Origin of the sequence: Streptomyces sp. NPDC051555, assembly GCF_044454405.1 — a bacterium.
In the GTDB taxonomy this organism is placed as follows: domain Bacteria; phylum Actinomycetota; class Actinomycetes; order Streptomycetales; family Streptomycetaceae; genus Streptomyces.
In genome coordinates this window covers 1-1,917 of sequence record NZ_JBITDP010000104.1, presented here as the reverse complement: position 1 = coordinate 1,917, position 1,917 = coordinate 1, and the positions used below count along the sequence as shown (strand labels likewise).

The window sequence follows — 1,917 nt, the reverse complement described above, 5'->3', positions numbered from 1 at the left end:
TCCCGCTCTGACCAACATCAACCGACAGTAACCACGGCAGGAACCAGGACCACAGAGCACAACACCGATCACACACAGACCAGTTGACATCCCCGGCCACCAATCCGGCCTCCTTGCAGTACTCAAGGAGCCGGTCGAAGACCACCCGCTCCATGCCGTTGTCCGCGAGCCGGCCCCGAAACCTGGACAGCACGCTCGCATCGAAACCGGTGTCCGCCAGCTCCATCCCGAGGGCGTATTTCCAGTCGATGGCCCGCACCGCCATCGCGGCGGCCTGCCGATCGGTGAGGTCTTCGGCGAACTGCAACACCGTGACCAGCGACAACACCCCCGGCGACATGCCCGGAGCACCCCGCACCCCGAACGCCCCGGCGAACGGCTCATCGGCGAAGACCCCGGCGAGCCTGTCCCGAACCCGTATCGCCAGGCTGCCCTTCGGGAACGCGGCCTGGGCCACCCCGACCGTCTGCTCCGGGATCTCCGGCAGCCCCACCGGCCGCATCGACACCCGCCCCACCTCCACAGTCGCACGACACAACGCAACCCCCATGAACGATCATCGCGGACCCACCCCCACCCCCGCAGCGAATTGCGCAGCAGAGTCGATGCCTAGGTCGGAGATGAACTCCTTGACGTCTGCGAGCGCGTCATCGAGACTGCCCCGCCCGGTCATCGTCTCCACCTCGATGAACGTCGCGCCGTTGATCTCGGGGACCTGAACCACCGTGGCCAGCATCCGGCGCCCCTGGATGACAAGGTCGAAGTTGATGCACGCCTTCGTGAACGCGAGGAGCGGCCGGTATCCGAGTCCCTGCACCACCGCGTGCACCGCGTCCGCGTCGGCCACCGTGGTCTCGTGCTCGGGCTTGGATCCCGAGTCCGCGTCCACGGCCGCGCCCTTGTATGTCAGCACCGTGCGCGCAGTGCCGTCCGCGGCCTCCACCGTGCGTACCCGCAGCTCCGCGTCCCGCCCGGCCAACGCGCCGTCGGCCGTGTCGTAGTAGGTGTCCCGGTATACCTCCACCCGCCCCTTGGCCAGGGCCTCCAGCTGCGCCAGCAGCCCGGCGCGGTCCTGGACTCGCGCTTTTAGCTCCGCCTCGATCACCTTGTACTTCCCCTTTCACACCGTGCGCTGCGCGCCCGCGATCATGGCCTCGACCATCCGTCGGTGGCCCCGGAAGAACGGCCCGTTCGGGGTGGACCCCACCTTGTAGGTAGCCGATTCGTGTCCCTCCCAGCCCGCGTCAAACGCGCTCACGAACATGACGTCGTCCGCGCGGATCAGGCGCCACGTCGGGAGCATCGCGTACCGGTACACCTGCACGTCGCAGACCCCGGCTAGCTCACGTAACCGTTCCCCCGAGAGCCTGATCCCGGCCGCGAGCGACATCGAGGCCTCCCCGATCTCTGCCGCGCGCTGCTCCACCACCGGCGCGTCCGGGTCCAGGAGCAGCACCCGTACCCGGACCCCGGACCGCGCCAGATCCCCGCGCAACAGCGAGTCGTTGAGGCCGATCAGGCCGAGCCCGCGCACCGCCAGGACGTCGAGCTCAGACGCGGTACGGGCGTGGCGCTGGATTTCGTCACGGGCCGCAGCCTGCGTCTCGTAGACCCGCACGACTTCCGGGTACACGGCCAGGTCGAAGCCGGCTCCGCCGGCGCGCAGACCGCGGGCCGGGGCCAGGCCGAGCAGGCGGCGGGCATCGTCGGGCATGGCGAGGCCGTCCGCGATCCGCTCGTACACATCCAGCCGGGCCACCTCTCGGCGGTCGCGCATGATTTCGCTGACGCGGGCCTGTGTCATCCCGATCGCCCCCGCGATCCTCGATGGGTGTAGCTCTCCCGGAGGGAAGATCGCTGTTCAGGCCGTGAGGTCGTAGTCGTGCTGGTCGGGGGTGGGGTAGAGGCGCTCGTGCT

The 1,917-nt window shown here is 69.1% G+C and carries 3 protein-coding genes; all 3 read right to left on the bottom strand.

The window, feature by feature from the left end:
* On the bottom strand, positions 1–502 hold a 502-nt coding region (locus tag ACIBEA_RS44495; protein WP_399270275.1), incomplete at its 3' end, for a transposase.
* A 54-nt stretch (positions 503–556) separates the two neighbouring features.
* Positions 557–1,105, bottom strand: a complete 549-nt coding sequence (locus ACIBEA_RS44490; RefSeq protein ID WP_399270271.1) for a class IV adenylate cyclase — start codon at positions 1,103–1,105, stop codon at positions 557–559.
* A 15-nt stretch (positions 1,106–1,120) separates the two neighbouring features.
* Positions 1,121–1,822, bottom strand: coding sequence for an XRE family transcriptional regulator (locus ACIBEA_RS44485; RefSeq protein WP_399270273.1), 702 nt, complete (start codon positions 1,820–1,822; stop codon positions 1,121–1,123).
* Between the last annotated feature and the right edge of the window lie 95 nt (positions 1,823–1,917).